15 protein-coding genes are annotated in these 18,478 nt (G+C 68.7%); 9 read left to right on the forward strand and 6 right to left on the reverse strand.

Features of this window, described 5'->3' with window-relative positions; genetic code table 11:
* The first annotated feature begins 77 nt into the window (after positions 1–77).
* Positions 78–3,977, forward strand: a complete 3,900-nt coding sequence (locus ACIQM3_RS02195) for a DNA-directed RNA polymerase subunit beta' (RefSeq protein ID WP_401617623.1) — start codon at positions 78–80, stop codon at positions 3,975–3,977.
* A 145-nt stretch (positions 3,978–4,122) separates the two neighbouring features.
* On the opposite strand, the gene ACIQM3_RS02200 is transcribed toward ACIQM3_RS02195, so the two are convergent.
* The gene (locus ACIQM3_RS02200; protein ID WP_401617626.1) at positions 4,123–5,043 is read right to left on the reverse strand and encodes a peptidoglycan-binding protein; all 921 of its coding nucleotides are present in this window, start codon (positions 5,041–5,043) and stop codon (positions 4,123–4,125) included.
* A 615-nt stretch (positions 5,044–5,658) separates the two neighbouring features.
* Between ACIQM3_RS02200 and ACIQM3_RS02205 the strand changes: the two genes are divergently transcribed.
* The 5 genes from ACIQM3_RS02205 to tuf all read left to right on the forward strand — a co-directional run bounded on the left by ACIQM3_RS02205 (position 5,659) and on the right by tuf (position 10,450).
* Positions 5,659–5,865 (forward strand): hypothetical protein, encoded by a 207-nt coding sequence (locus ACIQM3_RS02205; protein WP_401617628.1) that lies wholly within the window; start codon positions 5,659–5,661, stop codon positions 5,863–5,865.
* A 220-nt stretch (positions 5,866–6,085) separates the two neighbouring features.
* Positions 6,086–6,457 (forward strand): 30S ribosomal protein S12, encoded by a 372-nt coding sequence (rpsL, locus tag ACIQM3_RS02210; protein WP_003948652.1) that lies wholly within the window; start codon positions 6,086–6,088, stop codon positions 6,455–6,457.
* Positions 6,458–6,459: 2 nt separating this feature from the next.
* Positions 6,460–6,930, forward strand: a complete 471-nt coding sequence (gene rpsG, locus ACIQM3_RS02215; protein WP_018101248.1) for a 30S ribosomal protein S7 — start codon at positions 6,460–6,462, stop codon at positions 6,928–6,930.
* Between the two features lie 38 nt (positions 6,931–6,968).
* A complete protein-coding gene (gene fusA / locus ACIQM3_RS02220; protein ID WP_401617631.1) occupies positions 6,969–9,098 on the forward strand; it encodes an elongation factor G in 2,130 nt (709 codons plus the stop codon).
* Between the two features lie 158 nt (positions 9,099–9,256).
* The gene (gene tuf, locus ACIQM3_RS02225; RefSeq protein ID WP_329231830.1) at positions 9,257–10,450 is read left to right on the forward strand and encodes an elongation factor Tu; all 1,194 of its coding nucleotides are present in this window, start codon (positions 9,257–9,259) and stop codon (positions 10,448–10,450) included.
* A 111-nt stretch (positions 10,451–10,561) separates the two neighbouring features.
* Here the strand turns inward: tuf and ACIQM3_RS02230 are convergent, their stop codons facing one another.
* Positions 10,562–12,547 carry a PIG-L family deacetylase gene (locus ACIQM3_RS02230; RefSeq protein WP_401619941.1) on the reverse strand — a complete coding sequence of 662 codons (1,986 nt, stop codon included), beginning with the start codon at positions 12,545–12,547 and terminating at the stop codon, positions 10,562–10,564.
* A 313-nt stretch (positions 12,548–12,860) separates the two neighbouring features.
* Here ACIQM3_RS02230 and ACIQM3_RS02235 point away from each other — a divergent pair, with 313 nt between their 5' ends.
* Positions 12,861–14,030 carry a hypothetical protein gene (locus tag ACIQM3_RS02235; RefSeq protein WP_401617634.1) on the forward strand — a complete coding sequence of 390 codons (1,170 nt, stop codon included), beginning with the start codon at positions 12,861–12,863 and terminating at the stop codon, positions 14,028–14,030.
* A 12-nt stretch (positions 14,031–14,042) separates the two neighbouring features.
* Here ACIQM3_RS02235 and ACIQM3_RS02240 read toward each other — a convergent pair whose 3' ends face one another.
* The 4 genes from ACIQM3_RS02240 to ACIQM3_RS02255 form a co-directional block, all read right to left on the reverse strand.
* Positions 14,043–14,495 carry a GNAT family N-acetyltransferase gene (locus ACIQM3_RS02240; RefSeq protein WP_401513023.1) on the reverse strand — a complete coding sequence of 151 codons (453 nt, stop codon included), beginning with the start codon at positions 14,493–14,495 and terminating at the stop codon, positions 14,043–14,045.
* Positions 14,496–14,565: 70 nt separating this feature from the next.
* Positions 14,566–15,480, reverse strand: a complete 915-nt coding sequence (locus ACIQM3_RS02245; RefSeq protein WP_401617637.1) for a hypothetical protein — start codon at positions 15,478–15,480, stop codon at positions 14,566–14,568.
* Positions 15,481–15,510: 30 nt separating this feature from the next.
* Entirely contained in the window at positions 15,511–16,500 is a 990-nt protein-coding gene (locus tag ACIQM3_RS02250) for a helix-turn-helix domain-containing protein (RefSeq protein ID WP_401617639.1), read from the reverse strand.
* 298 nt (positions 16,501–16,798) lie between these two features.
* Positions 16,799–17,224: an ATP-binding protein gene (locus ACIQM3_RS02255; RefSeq protein WP_401617642.1), complete on the reverse strand. Its 426-nt coding sequence runs from the start codon at positions 17,222–17,224 to the stop codon at positions 16,799–16,801.
* Positions 17,225–17,387: 163 nt separating this feature from the next.
* Between ACIQM3_RS02255 and ACIQM3_RS02260 the strand changes: the two genes are divergently transcribed.
* Together ACIQM3_RS02260 and ACIQM3_RS02265 are read left to right on the forward strand one after the other, a co-directional pair.
* Entirely contained in the window at positions 17,388–18,266 is an 879-nt protein-coding gene (locus ACIQM3_RS02260) for a helix-turn-helix domain-containing protein (protein WP_401617645.1), read from the forward strand.
* A complete protein-coding gene (locus ACIQM3_RS02265; RefSeq protein ID WP_401617648.1) occupies positions 18,263–18,472 on the forward strand; it encodes a DUF397 domain-containing protein in 210 nt (69 codons plus the stop codon). Before ACIQM3_RS02260 ends, ACIQM3_RS02265 begins: the two co-directional genes overlap by 4 nt.
* Positions 18,473–18,478 lie beyond the last annotated feature (6 nt).

An 18,478-nucleotide genomic window follows, 5' to 3' on the forward strand; every position in this document is an offset into this window, starting at 1 on the left:
CAGACCATTGCTGAAGTGCCCCGATTTCTCGCGTGAAGCGAGGGGGCTCGAACCCCCGAAAGAGGGATTGACGACAAGTGCTCGACGTCAACTTCTTCGACGAGCTGCGGATCGGCCTTGCCACCGCGGACGACATCCGGACCTGGTCCCACGGCGAAGTGAAGAAGCCGGAGACCATCAACTACCGCACGCTCAAGCCCGAGAAGGACGGACTCTTCTGCGAGAAGATCTTCGGTCCGACCCGGGACTGGGAGTGCTACTGCGGCAAGTACAAGCGTGTCCGCTTCAAGGGCATCATCTGTGAGCGCTGTGGCGTAGAGGTCACGCGCGCCAAGGTGCGCCGTGAGCGCATGGGTCACATCGAGCTTGCCGCTCCCGTCACCCACATCTGGTACTTCAAGGGTGTCCCGTCGCGTCTGGGCTACCTGCTGGACCTCGCGCCGAAGGACCTCGAGAAGGTCATCTACTTCGCCGCGTACATGATCACGTTCGTCGACGAGGAGCGCCGCACACGTGACCTCCCGTCGCTGGAGGCGCACGTCTCCGTCGAGCGTCAGCAGGTCGAGAACCGCCGTGACTCGGACCTCGAGAACCGCGCCAAGAAGCTTGAGACCGACCTGGCCGAGCTCGAGGCCGAGGGCGCCAAGGCCGACGTACGCCGCAAGGTGCGCGAAGGTGCCGAGCGTGAGATGAAGCAGCTGCGTGACCGTGCGCAGCGCGAGATCGACCGTCTCGACGAGGTGTGGAGCCGCTTCAAGAACCTCAAGGTCCAGGACCTCGAGGGCGACGAGCTGCTCTACCGCGAGCTGCGTGACCGCTTCGGCACGTACTTCGACGGCTGCATGGGCGCCGCCGCCCTGCAGAAGCGCCTGGAGTCCTTCGACCTCGACGAGGAGGCCGAGCGCCTCCGCGAGATCATCCGTACCGGCAAGGGCCAGAAGAAGACCCGTGCGCTCAAGCGCCTGAAGGTCGTCTCCGCGTTCCTGCAGACCAGCAACAAGCCCAAGGGCATGGTGCTGGACTGCGTGCCGGTCATCCCGCCGGACCTGCGTCCGATGGTGCAGCTGGACGGTGGCCGCTTCGCGACCTCCGACCTGAACGACCTGTACCGCCGTGTGATCAACCGCAACAACCGCCTCAAGCGTCTCCTTGACCTCGGTGCCCCCGAGATCATCGTGAACAACGAGAAGCGGATGCTGCAGGAGGCCGTCGACGCGCTGTTCGACAACGGCCGCCGTGGTCGCCCGGTCACCGGTCCCGGTAACCGCCCCCTGAAGTCCCTCAGCGACATGCTGAAGGGCAAGCAGGGCCGTTTCCGTCAGAACCTCCTCGGCAAGCGCGTGGACTACTCCGCGCGTTCCGTGATCGTCGTCGGTCCGCAGCTCAAGCTGCACCAGTGCGGTCTGCCGAAGGCGATGGCGCTGGAGCTCTTCAAGCCGTTCGTGATGAAGCGCCTGGTGGACCTGAACCACGCGCAGAACATCAAGTCGGCCAAGCGCATGGTCGAGCGTGGCCGCACCGTCGTGTACGACGTCCTCGAAGAGGTCATCGCCGAGCACCCGGTGCTGCTGAACCGTGCGCCCACCCTGCACCGCCTCGGCATCCAGGCCTTCGAGCCGCAGCTGGTCGAGGGCAAGGCCATCCAGATCCACCCGCTCGTCTGCACCGCGTTCAACGCGGACTTCGACGGTGACCAGATGGCCGTGCACCTTCCGCTCTCCGCGGAGGCGCAGGCCGAGGCCCGCATCCTGATGCTGTCCTCGAACAACATCCTGAAGCCGGCCGACGGTCGTCCCGTCACCATGCCGACCCAGGACATGGTGCTGGGCCTCTTCTTCCTCACCACGGACGAAGAGGGCCGCAACGTCAAGGGCACGGACCGTGCGTTCGGCTCCACGGCCGAGGCCACCATGGCCTTCGACGCCCGTGAGCTGTCGCTGCAGGCGAAGGTCGACATCCGCTTCCCGGTGGGCACCATGCCCCCGCGTGGCTGGGTGCCGCCGGTCGCCGAGGAGGGCGAGCCCGAGTACCAGCCGGGCGACACCTTCCGTCTGCGTACGAGCCTGGGCCGCGCGCTCTTCAACGAGCTGCTGCCCGAGGACTACCCGTTCGTCGACTACTCGGTGGGCAAGAAGCAGCTCTCCGAGATCGTCAACGACCTGGCCGAGCGCTACCCCAAGGTCATCGTGGCGGCGACGCTCGACAACCTGAAGGCGGCCGGTTTCCACTGGGCGACCCGCTCCGGTGTGACCGTGGCCATCTCCGACGTCGTCGTGCCCGAGGCCAAGAAGGCCATCGTCAAGGGCTACGAGGAGCAGGACGAGAAGGTCCAGAAGCAGTACGAGCGCGGTCTCATCACCAAGGACGAGCGCACGCAGGAGCTCATCGCGATCTGGACCAAGGCGACCAACGAGGTTGCCGAGGCGATGAACGCGAACTTCCCGAAGACGAACCCCATCTTCATGATGGTCGACTCGGGTGCCCGAGGAAACATGATGCAGATGCGTCAGATCGCGGGTATGCGTGGTCTGGTGTCGAACGCCAAGAACGAGACGATTCCCCGTCCCATCAAGGCGTCCTTCCGTGAGGGCCTCACCGTTCTGGAGTACTTCATCTCCACGCACGGTGCCCGTAAGGGTCTGGCGGACACCGCCCTGCGTACCGCCGACTCGGGTTACCTGACCCGTCGTCTGGTGGACGTCTCGCAGGACGTGATCATCCGCGAGGAGGACTGCGGCACCGACCGCGGCCTGAAGCTGAAGATCGCCGTCAAGGGTGCCGACGGTGTCCTCCGCAAGACGGACGACGTCGAGACCTCGGTCTACGCCCGCATGCTCGCCGAGGACGTCGTCGTCGACGGCAAGGTCATCGCGCCTGCCAACGTCGACCTCGGTGACGTCCTGATCGACGCCCTCGTGGGCGCCGGCGTCGAGGAGGTCAAGACCCGCTCGGTCCTGACCTGTGAGTCCGCGGTCGGCACCTGTGCCTTCTGCTACGGACGCTCGCTCGCCACCGGCAAGCTGGTCGACATCGGTGAGGCGGTCGGCATCATCGCCGCCCAGTCCATCGGTGAGCCCGGTACCCAGCTGACGATGCGTACCTTCCACACCGGTGGTGTGGCAGGTGACGACATCACGCAGGGTCTGCCGCGTGTCGTCGAGCTCTTCGAGGCGCGTACCCCCAAGGGTGTCGCCCCGATCTCGGAGGCCAAGGGCCGGGTCCGCATCGAGGAGACCGAGAAGACCAAGAAGCTCGTCGTCACCCCGGACGACGGGAGCGAGGAGACGCCGTTCCCGATCTCCAAGCGTGCCCGTCTCCTGGTCGGCGAGGGCGACGCGGTCGAGGTGGGCCAGAAGCTCACCGTCGGTGCCACCAACCCGCACGACGTGCTGCGGATCCTCGGTCAGCGCGCGGTCCAGGTCCACCTGGTCGGCGAGGTCCAGAAGGTCTACAACTCGCAGGGTGTGTCGATCCACGACAAGCACATCGAGATCATCATCCGGCAGATGCTGCGCCGTGTGACGATCATCGAGTCCGGCGACGCTGAGCTGCTGCCGGGCGAGCTCGTCGAGCGCTCGAAGTTCGAGACCGAGAACCGTCGTGTGGTCACCGAGGGCGGTCACCCCGCCTCCGGCCGTCCGCAGCTGATGGGTATCACGAAGGCCTCGCTCGCCACCGAGTCGTGGCTGTCGGCGGCGTCCTTCCAGGAGACGACCAGGGTCCTGACCGACGCGGCGATCAACGCCAAGTCGGACTCCCTGATCGGCCTCAAGGAGAACGTCATCATCGGTAAGCTCATCCCGGCCGGTACGGGTCTCTCCCGCTACCGCAACATCCGGGTCGAGCCGACCGAGGAAGCCAAGGCCGCGATGTACTCGGCCGTCGGCTACGACGACATCGACTACTCGCCGTTCGGCACGGGCTCCGGCCAGGCCGTTCCGCTGGAGGACTACGACTACGGTCCGTACAACCAGTAGAAGTGAGTGAGAAGGGCGCCCACCCCGGCGAGTACCGCGCACGGGGTGGGCGCCCTTCCGCGTGCCTGTGGTCCGGCGGTTCAGCGCATGGATTCCCACAGGACGACGGCGAGCCGGCTTGTCGGCCGGATGGGTCACGGGCGGCTCACACGGTCGTGTGCGGGACCTTGAGGGCGTTCCAGGAGGTGCGGCCGGGGACCCCGTCGGCGTCGCTGCCCCGGAAGCCGAGCTTGCGTTGCCAGGCGGCGTACGAGCGGCGGTCGGCGTCGCTCCAGCGGGGGCCCGGCCCGACGGCGTAGGACGAGCAGCCCTCGGCGACGAGCCGGCGGCCCATGGCGGTGATCACGGGGGAGCTGGTGCGGCCGTCGAAGAACGAGGTGCCGGGGAACGGCTCGTACCTGGGGGCGGACGTCCCGCCGACCGGTCTGCCCGCGGAACCGCCGCTTGCCGGGCCGCTCAGCCGCGCGGCGATACGGTCGCGCAGCGACGGCATGGTGAAGCCGCGCGGGTCGACCTTCCAGTCGGACCACTCCAGGTGGCCGATGACGCTGCGGGCGGACCAGCCGTGGGCCCGGCAGAGGGCAGCGGTGGCCCGTTCGATCGCGTCGAGCTGGGCGGCGGCCCAGGGGTCTTCGCCGTCGCCGAGGTTGACGCATTCGAATCCGTAGAAGCGGGCGTTGCCGTCGACGGCACCGGCGCTGCCTTCGTGTTCCTGCGGGGCGGGCGGCCGGTCGCCGTAGTCCTCGGCGATCACGCGCCGGAGCACGACGGGGTCGCCGCCGCCCGCGTGGTTGGCGCGGCCGTTGCCGACCAGGTGGACGGTGCCCGCCTTGTCGATGACGCCGTGGCAGAGCGGCCCGGGCAGGGCGGAGTGGCCGCTGCGGCAGAGCTCCACGGACGCGTCGGTACCGCTGCTCACGGTGTGGTGGATCATGACGCCGTTCAGCGGGCCCCAGGCGCCCTTGTGGTTGCGGTTGTGGGTGCGCCAGCTCGCGTGCTCGACGACGTCGACGCCTTCGGCGCGCAGCGCGGTGAGCAGCTGCTCGGCGGTCAGGGGAGTGGCCATGGATGTTCCTTTCGGTCGGGCCCGTGCGGGTACGGCAAGGGCTTCGCACCGGGCGGTGCGGGGCCACTCGCACGGGAGCGTCAGGAGAGTGCTTCCCAGATCGCGTCGGAGTCCGCGACCAGATGAACTCACCCGGCATCCGGGCGTTGCCGCCAGGTCGGCGGGAATACCACGGTCCTGCCGATTTGAGAACGGGTTATGGGGTGCAGCCCTCACACACGAGGTGAAACTCTGCATTACGCCCCATGCGGCCCCCAGGGAATGTCAGAGAGACATTCCGCACCCGAGCAGCCAAGAAATATCCTGGATTTGCGCTAAAGCTTCCGTACGCCTTCAGCCTGTCGCGGTGGAGCCGATGCGTGAGGTCTGGATCACGGCCTCGGGAGGCTGACGGGCGGAAAACAGGGCCCGATGGCGCCCTGGCGCCGGTGCTGCCGGGCCCGGTGTCGAGCTGAGTGCTTTCACGCCCGCCGGTGACGCGAACGCATTTTTTTCTCTTCCACTGTTCTCGTCCTGTTCGCCCTCAATTTCCTGGTGTGGGGCGGCGCTGCGGCGTTCTGTGCTTACTTGTGGAATTTCGCCGGCAGGGCGGCGAATTGTGGAGCGCGCATCGGAGTGCCGTGCCAGTCGGGTGCCGCGGCCGGACTCGCCGGGGTCCGGATCTCCGTGGCCGCGATGATCGTGCTGCTCGTACACTTCTGGCGTGTGGGTGTGCGCGGCCCCATGCCGGCCGCGGCGGTTCCGGGGCTGCTGGGCGCGGTCCTGGGAGTGCGCTTCCTGTGGTCGGCCCCCTGGTGGCCGCCCCCGGGGCATTTGTTTTGACCCAGCTCCGTGAGGTAGGTACGCTCAAGCCTTGTGCCTGGGGTGTGCCTGGGCTCGGGTGCGTGTCCTCAACCGCACGGCGAGTCCGTAAGTGGCCACCGCAATCTGTGTTCCTTCTGCCTTCCAGCAGGGGCGTGCAGTGTTCGACACACCCGACCGCGTGGGTCGGTGACTGTTCCAGGTTAGTTTCACCGAACGGCACACAGAAACCGGAGAAGTAGTGCCTACGATCCAGCAGCTGGTCCGGAAGGGCCGGCAGGACAAGGTCGAGAAGAACAAGACGCCCGCGCTCGAGGGTTCGCCCCAGCGCCGTGGCGTCTGCACGCGTGTGTTCACGACCACCCCGAAGAAGCCGAACTCGGCCCTCCGTAAGGTCGCGCGTGTGCGTCTGACCTCCGGTATCGAGGTCACGGCCTACATCCCGGGTGAGGGACACAACCTGCAGGAGCACTCCATCGTGCTCGTGCGTGGTGGCCGTGTGAAGGACCTGCCGGGTGTTCGTTACAAGATCATCCGCGGTTCGCTCGACACCCAGGGTGTCAAGAACCGCAAGCAGGCCCGCAGCCGCTACGGCGCCAAGAAGGAGAAGTAAGAATGCCTCGTAAGGGCCCCGCCCCGAAGCGCCCGGTCATCATCGACCCGGTCTACAGCTCTCCTCTTGTCACCTCGCTGATCAACAAGATCCTCCTCGACGGCAAGCGTTCCACCGCCGAGCGGATCGTGTACGGCGCCATGGAAGGCCTCCGCGAGAAGACCGGCGCTGACCCGGTCATCACGCTGAAGCGCGCGCTTGAGAACGTCAAGCCCTCGCTCGAGGTCAAGTCCCGCCGTGTCGGTGGCGCCACCTACCAGGTGCCGATCGAGGTCAAGCCCGGTCGCGCCGCCACCCTCGCGCTCCGCTGGGTCGTCGGTTACTCCCGCGCCCGTCGCGAGAAGACCATGACCGAGCGCCTCATGAACGAGCTGCTCGACGCCTCCAACGGTCTTGGCGCTGCCGTCAAGAAGCGCGAGGACACCCACAAGATGGCCGAGTCCAACAAGGCCTTCGCGCACTACCGCTGGTAGTCGCTCACCCCATCGAGACCGAGAGAAGATTGAGCCTTATGGCCACCACTTCGCTTGACCTGGCCAAGGTCCGCAACATCGGGATCATGGCCCACATCGACGCGGGCAAGACGACCACCACCGAGCGGATCCTCTTCTACACCGGCGTTTCGTACAAGATCGGTGAAGTCCACGACGGCGCAGCCACGATGGACTGGATGGAGCAGGAGCAGGAGCGCGGCATCACGATCACGTCGGCCGCGACGACCTGTCACTGGCCGCTCAATGATGTTGACCACACCATCAACATCATCGACACCCCCGGTCACGTCGACTTCACCGTCGAGGTGGAGCGTTCGCTCCGCGTCCTCGACGGTGCCGTCACCGTGTTCGACGGTGTGGCCGGCGTCGAGCCCCAGTCCGAGACTGTCTGGCGTCAGGCGGACCGCTACGGCGTGCCGCGTATCTGCTTCGTCAACAAGCTCGACCGTACGGGCGCCGAGTTCCACCGCTGCGTCGACATGATCGTGGACCGCCTGGGTGCGGTTCCGCTGGTCATGCAGCTCCCCATCGGTGCCGAAGCCGACTTCAAGGGCGTCGTCGACCTCGTGTCGATGAAGGCCTTCGTGTGGTCGGAAGAAGCCGCCAAGGGCGAGATGTACGACACCGTCGAGATCCCGGACACCCACAAGGAGGCCGCCGAGGAATGGCGCGGCAAGCTCCTTGAGGCCGTCTCGGAGAACGACGACGAGATGATGGAGCTGTACCTCGAGGGCGTCGAGCCCACCGAGGAGCAGCTGCACGAGGCGATCCGTCGGATCACCCTCGCGTCGAAGGGCTCGGCCGACTCCGTCACCGTGACCCCCGTCTTCTGTGGCACGGCGTTCAAGAACAAGGGCGTCCAGCCCCTGCTCGACGCGGTCGTCCGCTACCTGCCTTCCCCCCTGGACGTCGAGGCCATCGAGGGCCACGACGTCAAGGACCCGGAGCTGGTCGTCAAGCGCAAGCCTTCGGACGACGAGCCGTTCTCCGGCCTGGCGTTCAAGATCGCGAGCGACCCGCACCTCGGTAAGCTCACCTTCGTCCGGATCTACTCCGGTCGCCTCGAGGCCGGCACCGCGGTGCTGAACTCGGTCAAGGGCAAGAAGGAGCGCATCGGCAAGATCTACCGCATGCACGCGAACAAGCGTGAGGAGATCGCGTCGGTGGGCGCCGGTGACATCGTCGCCGTCATGGGCCTGAAGCAGACCACCACGGGTGAGACGCTGTCCGACGACAAGAACCCGGTGATCCTGGAGTCCATGGACTTCCCGGCGCCGGTCATCCAGGTCGCCATCGAGCCCAAGTCCAAGGGTGACCAGGAGAAGCTGGGTGTCGCCATCCAGCGGCTCTCGGAGGAGGACCCCTCCTTCCAGGTGCACTCCGACGAGGAGACCGGCCAGACCATCATCGGTGGTATGGGCGAGCTTCACCTCGAGGTGCTCGTCGACCGCATGAAGCGCGAGTTCCGCGTCGAGGCGAACGTCGGCAAGCCCCAGGTCGCGTACCGCGAGACGATCCGCAAGACCGTCGAGCGCATCGACTACACGCACAAGAAGCAGACTGGTGGTACCGGCCAGTTCGCGAAGGTGCAGATCGCCCTCGAGCCCATCGAGGGTGGCGACGCCTCCTACGAGTTCGTCAACAAGGTCACCGGTGGCCGCATCCCCCGTGAGTACATTCCCTCGGTGGACGCGGGTGCCCAGGAAGCCATGCAGTTCGGCATCCTGGCCGGTTACGAGATGGTCGGCGTCCGCGTCACCCTTCTCGACGGTGGTTACCACGAGGTCGACTCCTCGGAGCTCGCCTTCAAGATCGCCGGTTCGCAGGCGTTCAAGGAGGGTGCCCGCAAGGCGTCCCCCGTGCTCCTCGAGCCGATGATGGCCGTCGAGGTCACCACGCCCGAGGACTACATGGGCGATGTCATCGGCGACCTCAACTCCCGCCGTGGCCAGATCCAGGCCATGGAGGAGCGCAGCGGCGCTCGCGTCGTGAAGGGCCTCGTGCCCCTCTCGGAGATGTTCGGCTACGTCGGAGACCTCCGCAGCAAGACCTCGGGTCGCGCAAGCTACTCGATGCAGTTCGACTCCTACGCCGAGGTTCCGCGGAACGTCGCCGAGGAGATCATCGCGAAGGCCAAGGGCGAGTAACTCTTCCGAGCTCACGCTTTAGGCTTGTCACCGGAGCCCGGTCGGGCATTCGTCGCGGCGCGTAAGCAGCGTGGCGAATGCCCCCGGCACCGGCATTCCAGCAAAGATCACCTGGCGCCGATGAAGCAAGGCGTACAGAACCACTCAGGAGGACCCCAGTGGCGAAGGCAAAGTTCGAGCGGACTAAGCCGCACGTCAACATCGGCACCATCGGTCACATCGACCACGGTAAGACGACCCTCACGGCCGCCATTACCAAGGTGCTGCACGACGCGTACCCGGACCTGAACGAGGCCTCGGCCTTCGACCAGATCGACAAGGCTCCTGAGGAGCGTCAGCGCGGTATCACGATCTCGATCGCGCACGTCGAGTACCAGACGGAGTCGCGTCACTACGCGCACGTCGACTGCCCGGGTCACGCGGACTACATCAAGAACATGATCACGGGTGCGGCGCAGATGGACGGCGCCATCCTCGTGGTCGCGGCCACCGACGGCCCGATGCCGCAGACCAAGGAGCACGTGCTCCTGGCCCGCCAGGTAGGCGTGCCGTACATCGTCGTCGCGCTGAACAAGGCCGACATGGTGGACGACGAGGAGATCCTGGAGCTCGTCGAGCTCGAGGTTCGTGAGCTCCTCTCCGAGTACGAGTTCCCGGGCGACGACCTTCCGGTCGTCAAGGTCTCGGCGCTCAAGGCCCTCGAGGGCGACGCCGAGTGGGGCAAGACCGTTCTCGACCTGATGAAGGCCGTCGACGAGTCCATCCCGCAGCCCGAGCGTGACGTCGAGAAGCCGTTCCTCATGCCGATCGAGGACGTCTTCACGATCACCGGTCGCGGTACGGTCGTCACCGGCCGCATCGAGCGTGGTGTCCTCAAGGTCAACGAGACCGTTGACATCGTGGGCATCAAGCAGGAGAAGACCACCACCACGGTCACCGGCATCGAGATGTTCCGCAAGCTGCTCGACGAGGGCCAGGCCGGTGAGAACGTCGGTCTGCTGCTTCGTGGCATCAAGCGCGAGGACGTCGAGCGCGGCCAGGTCATCATCAAGCCGGGTTCGGTCACGCCGCACACCGAGTTCCAGGCCCAGGCCTACATCCTGTCGAAGGACGAGGGTGGCCGTCACACCCCCTTCTTCAACAACTACCGCCCGCAGTTCTACTTCCGTACCACGGACGTGACGGGCGTTGTGACCCTTCCCGAGGGCACCGAGATGGTCATGCCGGGTGACAACACCCTCATGGACGTCGCGCTGATCCAGCCGGTCGCCATGGAAGAGGGCCTGAAGTTCGCCATCCGTGAGGGTGGCCGGACCGTGGGCGCCGGCCAGGTCACCAAGATCGTCAAGTAATTACCTGACTGTCTGACCTGGTTGCTCCGCACAGAGCACCGAGAGGGCCCCGGCCCGCCGCGCGAGCGGTGGGACGGGGCCCTCTTCTCTGTGCGCACAGGAGCGTAGGGGTTACGGGCGCCACGTCCAGGGAAGCGCGTCCGTCCCCAGCCCCACCACCACAGGGCGGCCGTCCTCACCGACCCGGAGCGCGGCTCCGTCCAGCGCGACGGGCCCGTGCGACCGCACGGAGAGCCGCGTGCCCGTGCGGAGCTGGAGCAGGCCGCGGGCCGTGCGGCCGAGCAGCGCGGGACCCGCGGCGGTCAGCTCTCCGTACCCGTCGAAGCCGGTGAGGTCCGTGGCCTTCCCGCCCCGGACGGCCGTCGTCACGGCCCGCGCCTGGCCCCGGTAGAACAGGTCGACGGAGCCGTCCGCCGCCGGCAGCGCAGCGGGCGCGTCGCCCGGTACGGGGCCGGCGTCGATCTGCGTACGGGCGGTGAGCCCGGCGCCCGGAGTGTCCTGGGTCCAGTGGTGGACCGCGTGATGGCCCGCGGCGTACACATGGACCCGCCCGCTGCCGTCCACCACCGCGCTCAGACCGTCCTGGACCTCTCCGCCGCCCAGGTCCCGCCACTCGCCCCAGCTCCGGTCCGCCTCCCGCACCCGGGTGCTGAGTCCCTTCTCCGCGTTGCGCACGAAGAGGTGGACGCGGCCGTCCGGCGCCGCCACGGCGACGGGAACGCCGATGCGTCGCCCCTCGTCCCGGCCGGGCGAGGGGGTGCCGAGACCGCGCCAGGCGAGGAATCCGCCGCCCGGGGTGAGCCGCTCCAGCAGGACGATCTCGCGCTCGTTGTCGGCCCCGTGCCCGCCGAGCGCCGCGAACCGCAGCCCGAACAGGAGGAGACCGCCGTCGCCCGTGGCGGCCGATCCCAGCGCCGGGGCGAGCGGGCCGCCGCCGAGGTCACGGGGCGGGCCCCACACCCCGGCGGCGTCGGCCTCGCGCCACCGGACCAGGCGGAGCCCCACCACCGCGTACGCCGCGAGCCCCCCGCCGGGTTCGGCCGCGACGACGGTGCGGGGGCCCGGATAGCGGTGGTGGGTGGAGCGGACCCAGCCCTTCCTGTTGGTCAGCGGCCGGTCGCCGCCCACGTTGTAGTCGCCGCACCCCGACGGGTTGCCGCAGTCCCAGTCGGGCGAGCCGCCGTAGGGGACGAGAGCGGCGGCCTTCCCGTCGAGCACGCCGGGCGGCAGGTTCTTCGGCCAGTGCCGGTTGTAGTACCCGCGGAACGAGGTGACGACGAACCCCGGTATCCCCTCGCCCTTCCGTGTACTCCTGGCGACCCGGCGGATCATCGCCGCCCACGCGAAGCAGGCCGCCGCGGTGTGATCGGCGTGGTCGGAGTACCCGTGCTGCTCACTGTCCGCCCGCCGCACCGCCTCGGTGCTGTGCTGGATGTCCGGATCCGGGTCCAGGGTGTGCACGACGGTCGGCTCGTAGCGCACCAGCAGCCCGGCGATGACGTCGATCAGCCCGTCGTATGTGTACGAGCCGGCGCGCCGCAGCGGTGAACCCTCGGCGACGACGGTGCGCAGGACCAGCCGGCGGTCCTGCCAGAGGCTGGGCAGCCCGAGCCGGTAGCGGCCGGTGTGCATGGCGGTGTCGAGGAAGATCAGCTCGACCCGGCGCGCCCCGGCGGTCAGGGTGTTGACCTCGGCCCGGTGCCCGCCGTCGAGCTCGGCGACGGAGATCTCCCAGGGGGCGAACCTCTCCAGCCCGAGCAGGGTCGCGTACGCCTGTCGCAGGCCCTGGTGGCGCGCCGAGGAGTACGCGGCCTTGTCCGGCGCCGGGCGGGGCCGGCCGGGGATCTTGTTGACGCCGTCCGCCTCGCCCGCCGTGAGGTACACGCAGACCAGTGGTGTCCCCGCGTCGAGGGCGCGCCGGGTGTCCGGGTTCATGAAGTACAGGTCGTCGTCCGGGTGGGCGAGTATCTGCATGAGCAGCGCACGCCGCGCGGTGCTGATGGGCCGGCCGGGCGCGGGATCCGGGGCGGGGTCCGCACGCCGGGGCGGGGGGACCGAGCAGGCGCTGAGCGCAGCCCCCGTGGCGGCGATCGTCATGACGGTGCGTCGTGGCACACCGTTTCCGGGCAGGGCAGGTCCATCCGTCACGCCACGCACTCCGTCCGCGTCCCCCCGCAGCGGACGGGCGGGAGCCCAGGGCTGCGTGCTGTTGGTCAGCGCAGGTCAGGGCTGTGCGCCTGTTCCTGCGGGGGGATAGACGGGGATCCGGACGGCCGGGTTGCCCGGGGGGTGCGCGAGGCCTCCGCGTCACGGTCACAAGAACGTCACGGAATGCCGTGTTCCCTTGTTCGTGTTCGCACGCCCCGGATGAAGTTGACCTGACAACTTCATGGGGGAGTGGGGCAGAACGATGAGCACGAGCACGTCAGGGGGATCTCCTGACCACGGCGACGGCACGGATCGCGTCTCCGACGAGCAGTGGGCGGAGCTGGTCCGGCGGGCGGAGGAGGGCGGGGCCGACGCGCCGAAGGAGCCCTCGGCCCGCGCCCGGATGGTTACCGCGCGGCTGCGCGCGCTGGACGAGGAGGCGGCGCGCGGGCGGGGCCGGGGCCGTAGGGGCAGGCCGGCCGGACAGTGGCAGCCGGAGGGCTGGCGCACGGGCCCGCCGATCGGGAGCGGCCGCCCCCGGAAGAGCCGGCGCGTCGCCGCGGTCCTGGGGTTCGCCGTGGTCGTGGGGATCCTGGTGGTCACCATGCGGCCGAGCCTGCTGACCGACCACCTGCCCGGCGGGGGCGAATCCGCGAGTGCCGACCCGCTGCCCGCCGAGACCGCGCCGCCGACCGCCGCGCCCGCCGACGGGCCCGTGGGTGACCGGCCGACCCTGGCAGAGCCGTTCCGCGGCTCGCCCGCCGTCCGCTGGGCGGACGGGGCGAAGGGGATCGAGATCCCGGCAGCCGAGGCGGCCGGAGGGATGAGCAAGGGGGAGGTCGAGCAGGCCCTGCGGGCGACCCGGCAGCTACTCGTCGCCGCCAACCTCGATGCCGCCACCCTGCGGGGGGAGAAGCCCGACGAGGCGCTGAACCTGCTCGACCCGCTGCAGAAGGGCGAGCGGGAACGCCTGGAGCGGTCACTGGCGGAGCCCGGCGGGGAACAGGACCCGCTGATGCTGTTCAGCCGGTTCGACCCGGACGAGGCACGGCTGGTCGGGGACGTCGTGAAGACCCGCGGACGGATGACCTTCGAGGCGGGCGCCGCCGGCTCGGTCGAGGTGCACGCCGACTACACGTTCGTCTACCCGCTGGTGGAGCCGGGCGGCGACGAGGTGGCGCGCACGATCGTGCGGCGGAAGCTGACGACGGCGCTGCACGACCCGAAGCGGTTCGTGGCGACGCGCGGCAAGCTCTCCGTCGTCAGTTCCGAGCAGAACTTCGGCAACACCTCCTGCGAGGTGAACGACGGCTTCCTCCACCCGTCCTTCCCGAGCGACAGCGCGAACCCTCCGCGCGGGGACGACGTGGATCCGTACGACCGCAGTGAGTGGCAGCCGGACGGGTCCTGCGGGACGGTCACGCGTACGTAGCTCCGCAGGGATCTACGGGGCCCGCACCATGAACACGTCGACCGGGTCCTCGTGCTCCAGGACGAACCCGTGGCGCTCGTACAGCCTGCGGGCCGCGCTGCCCTGGAGGACGTTGAGGCGGACCGGCGCACCCTCGGCGTCCGTACGGGCCAGGAGGCCGGCCAGGACAGCGGTGCCGATGCCTCTGCCCTGGAGCTCCGGGGCGAGGTAGAAGTGCTCCAGGCACCAGCCGTCCTCGGAGGGCCGCAGGGCGACGCACCCCGCCACGGCCCCGTCGACCTCCACGACGGAGGTGTGCTCGGGAGCGTAGGCGTCACGCAGCCGCTGCCGGACCCGGTGCCCGTCGTAGCGGCCGAGGCGCTCCAGGTCGGGGCGCATCACCAGGGCCCGGAGCTCGGCCATGGCCTCGATGTCATCGGGTGTGGCAGGGCGCAGGGACCACGCCTGAGTGGTACGTACAGACATGGCGGGAGTCTCCCAGAGACTCCGGACGGCAGCGGAGCAGGGCTCCCCGCTGCCGTCCGGGCCCGGCCGGTCAGTGACGCTCGGCGAACACTTCTTCGGTGGTGGTGGCAGTGGCGGCGCGGTGCAGCCACCGGTGCAGGAGCTCAGGGTCGGTGCAGGTGGTGATCTTCTGCCGGAGCTCGTCGGTGAGGGTGATGCCACGGGCTTCGAGGATCAGCAGGAGGCCATCTGCTCGGCCCTGAGCTCGGCCTTCTGCTCGGCCTTCTGCTCGGCCTTCGTCCCGGCCTTCGTCCCGGATCTCTTCGGACATGAAGGACGTGTAGAAAGAGGTATCCACGGCCACCAGGTTCCTCCACTGTTGTGCGGCCGGGCGGTCGCCCAGGCCCTGTGCGGTGAGCTCGACGATGGGGTCGGCGATGTCTTCCGGTGCCTCGCGCAGTGCGGCGGAGAGCGTTTTCAGTATGGCACCGACGTCGGGATTGTCGGCGTGTGTGATGGCCGCGAGGGTGGCGAGTGCGAGGTCCTTGCGGGCTTCGGCCACGTTTGTGATGACGGGCATGTTGTGCGGGCCCGCGACGAGTGGGGTGAGGGTGAGGGTCGGCCATTGGCGGAGGCCGATGGTGAGGGGGCGGGCGGCCCATTGGGCGGTGGCATGGTCCTGACAGACGACCAGGAGCAGGACGGGCAGGCCGCCGTATCGGTTGTGGAGGTAGCTGACGTAGTAGGGCCAACTGGTGGCTTTGCGTGGGTCTTTCTTGCCCTGGGCTTCGACGGCGAGGAGGAAGGGGCCTTCGTCCTGCGTTTCGATGCGCAGCAGGGTGTCGACACGGCGTTCGACGGGGCTGTTCTCGGTGAGGTCGGTGGGCAGGACGGTGGCTGAGGTGGGCGTCGGGACGCTGACGCCGAGGACTTCGGATACGCGGGAGAAGAGGCCGGGGTACTCCTGGAAGATGCGGTGCATTGCCTCGTGGGGTGAGCTGACCATGCGGGTCCGTTCGGGATGAGGGCGTGTATTTCACGCGGCTCTGTGCAGGACGTCTGGCTGTTCGGTTCGGCAGTCCCGGCAGTGACCGGGGTGGGCGGCGCGGAAGGCGCGGTCGCAGGTGTCGCAGTTCTGGAGCGGGATCACGATCACCTTGCGGCGGGGCGGGGTGAGGTCTGCTGTGCCGGGGAGCGGGGGTGGCAGGAGCGTGGTGATGCGGCTGCGGACGAACTTCGCCGGGTGTTTCACCGGGGTCGGGAGGTCGCTGGTGAGGGCGTGGCGGATGGTGTCGGGGTGGGCGTCGCGTTCGAGCCAGGTAGCGACACCGGGGGCGAGTGCCTCGATGTCCGCCTCAGAGAGGGTGAGTTGGGGCGAGCTGCGCCGGAGGTCTGCCAGGAGCGCTGTGGCGGCTCGGTGGAGTTCCACGGTGGGCGCGTGGGGGTGGGGGAGCGGCGGGGGCTGTTTCCTCGGGGCCGTGGGAGCCGGTACGTAGACGGGGGCGGCTGACGGCAGGGGTGCAGGGGCTGCGGGTGCGGCGGTAGGCGGCGGAGGTGGTGCCTCGACGGGCGCCGGGGGTGGCGGCGGAGCGGCGAGCGTGGCTGGTGGCTCGCTGTGGCGGGGCTGAGGGCGCGACGCGGTGGCCGTGGCGCCGGGCTGGTTGTACGACACCGTGCGTGTGACCATGCGGCCGTCGGGGAGGCGTACGCGGCTGCGGTGGAGGTAGCCGGTGGCTTCCAGCTCGTGCAGGGCGGCGGCGATGCGGGCTTCGCTCTCCGGGAAGCGGGCGGTGAGGACCTTAATGCCGACCTTGGACCCGGCGGGCAGCGACTGGATGTGTGCGGCGAGCCCGATCGCGGTGAGGGAGAGGCCACGGTGCTGGGCGAGGTGGTTGCCGATGACCGTGAAGCCGGAGATGTGGCGGACGTTGACGTGGAGGACGCCGGAAGTCGGCGTGACGTCGAGCCGGGTGCCAGGGGAGCCGGGCTGGGCGCACGGGGGCGCGATAACCTGCGGGGTATCCATCGGGAAGGTGTCACTTCCTCGTGGTCAGGCCTCGACCGGGATTCGCAGTCCCGGCCGGGGCCGTCTCGTGTCTGTGGTTGTCGCGGCGAGCATATGCCAGCCAACCTGCCCCAAATCCAGCCCTGTTGCGATATGTCACCCGTGCGAGTGATGCAGGTCAGGACGGGGGTGGGGTGGGGTCTGGTCGGGTTTCTTTCCCGAGTTCTTTAAAAGCCTTTAGACGTCGTGGGTGGCCGCGTCGCGGGTCACCGAGGCGTGGTCGACCGGGTCGTGGGTGCCCGCGACCCGGTGGAGCCGGTCACGGCGCGAGGTCGAGCTCCGCCCAGACCGTTTTGCGCGGGACCGGGCCCGGGGAGACGCCCCAGCGGTCGGCGAGGGCCGCGACGATGAGCAGGCCGCGCCCGCCCTCCCTGTGGTGGTCGGGGGGCGTTGTGACGGGCAGGCGGTCACCCCGGGTGTCGATGACCTCGATCCGCAGTCGGCTGTCCGCGTGCACGGCGAGGCGCAGTTGGAAGTCCCGGCCGGTTACCCGCCCGTGGACCGAGGCGTTGGCGGCGAGCTCCGCGACGATGTGCGCGGCCGAGTCGGAGGGAAGCCCCCAGAGGTCGAGATGGGCCACGGCGAGGAGGCGGGCGAGCCGGGCGCCTCGGCGAGTGGGGGAGAGGAGCACGGTGAACGTGCGTTCGTCGGTGGGCCCTTGAGGGGTGGCGGTCTGTTGGTTCACGTCACTCAGCGTGGCCGGGTCTGCGTACCGTGCCCAGTGACCGAGCCCTTGCGTACGGTGATTGTCCCGGGCTTGTCCAGTGCTGTCCCGGCTGTCCGGAGTGACGTGCGGGGAACAGGGGCGGTTGAGGAAGAACGGCACGCACGTCGGAAGTGGGGCACGGATGAGTGTGGACGGGGTCGGTACGGAGCAGGGTGGCGGCGGGGCGGACGAGCCCGGCTGGGATGTCGATCCCGATGACGAGTCGGGCGTTGCGGTGGTCGCCGCCGTGGGGCGCCAGGTCAAGGCCTGGCGGGAGGCGGCCGGGATGCGGGCCGGCGAGCTCGGGGCCGCGATCGGGTACGGGGAGGACCTGGTCCGCAAGGTGGAGGGCGGGCGGCGGATCCCTCGGCCGGAGTTCCTGGACAGGGTGGACGAGGTCCTGGGGGCGGGCGGCAAGATCGCCGCGATGAAGCAGGATCTGGCGGCGGTCCGGTACCCGAAGAAGATCCGGGAGCTGGCGAAGATGGAAGAGCGAGCGGTCGAGATGGGTTTGTACAGCAACCACAACATCCACGGCCTGCTGCAGACGCCGGAGTATGCGCGGGCTCTGTTCGAGATGCGGAGGCCCGCGTACTCGGAAGACGAGGTGGAAAGGGTGTTGGCCGCGCGCATGGCCAGGCGGTGCGTCTTCGAGAGGTCACCAGCTCCCGCGCTCAGCTTCGTGCAGGAGGAAGTAACCCTGCGCCGCCCCATCGGGGGTGCATCGGTATTGCGTCGGCAGCTCGAACACCTGTTGCAGGTAGGGCAGTTGCGGAACGTTGAAATTCAGGTGATGCCGACCAGCCGCGAGGATCACGCAGGAATGGACGGAGGAGTCGAGGTATTGAAGTTCGAGGACGGCACTGCGGTTGGGCGGTCGGACGGAGCGTTCGCAGGCCGGCCGGTGTCCGATCTGAAACAGCTCAGGATCCTCGAACTGCGCTATGGGATGATCCGGGCCCAGGCTCTCGCGCCACGGGAGTCGCTGGCCTTTATCGAGCAACTGCTGGGAGAGACATGATGCGCGAGACCTCTGCCGGGGACGCTTCCGGGCTGGAGTGGTTCAAGAGCAGTTACAGCAGCAGCAGCGAAGGTGACTCTTGCGTCGAGGTCGCGGCAGCCCACGGCGCGATGCACGTCCGCGACTCGAAGAACCTGCCCGGCCCGCAGCTCACCTTCGGGGACGACGCATGGGCGGGCTTCGTCCCGTACGCCGCCGGGCGCTGACCCTCC

The sequence above is a fragment of the Streptomyces sp. NPDC091271 genome, assembly GCF_044757505.1.
In the GTDB taxonomy this organism is placed as follows: Bacteria; Actinomycetota; Actinomycetes; order Streptomycetales; family Streptomycetaceae; genus Streptomyces.